The 738-nt window shown below is 56.5% G+C and carries 1 pseudogene; it reads left to right on the top strand.

The annotated features are described in order from the left end of the window. Window positions 1–628 (top strand): annotated as a pseudogene (locus tag J5M73_RS30905) (type II and III secretion system protein); the annotation flags it as partial. Window positions 629–738 lie beyond the last annotated feature (110 nt).

Below are 738 nucleotides of genomic sequence, written 5' to 3'. Positions count from 1 at the left end.
GGTGTATGAGGTGGCCAATACCGATTCGGCTAACTCGGCGTGGAGCATCGCGGTTCGGCTGTTGAGCGGACAGCTCAGGCTTTCGAGCGGAGACACGTCGTCTGATGCAAGCGCGATGAGATTCACGGGGCCGGGCGTTGACGCGGCGATATCCGCGCTAAACGCCGATTCGCGATTCAAGGTCGTCAGTTCGCCGCACGTGCGGATCGTCTCGGGCGAACGCGTGCGGCTGAATGTTGGGCAACAGGTGCCGACGCAATCGAGCGTCAGCTATCAAGGGTCGAGCGGCACACCAGTTCAGTCGATCACGTATCAGGATGCCGGCTTGATTTTCGACGTGGAACCGACCGTCATGCGCGATGTGATCGAGCTGAAGGTGCGTGAGGAGATTTCCGATTTCGTCGCGACGAAAACCGGCGTCGACACGTCGCCGACGAAAAACACGCGTCAGTTACAAACGGTCACGCGTTTGAAGGATGGCGAACTGGTGGTGCTCGGCGGGCTGATCCAGGATCGCGACGCGACGGCGCGCAGTGGGTATTCGTGGCTGCCGAGCTTTTTCGATGGTCGTTCCAGCTCGAAGCAACGGACAGAGGTGTTGCTCGTGTTGCAGGTTCAGCGAATCTGAATGAGTCGGCGAATTTTATTTATCGTTACGTGTAACGGATATTTATTTTACGTTACTAGTAACGTAAAATAAGAACAATGCCGATAAGGAGCAAGCGCCATGATCCAGCC

Source organism: Pseudomonas sp. 50_B, assembly GCF_017491625.1.
In the GTDB taxonomy this organism is placed as follows: domain Bacteria; phylum Pseudomonadota; class Gammaproteobacteria; order Pseudomonadales; family Pseudomonadaceae; genus Aquipseudomonas; species Aquipseudomonas danubii.
This window is presented reverse-complemented; position numbering and strand designations above follow the sequence as displayed.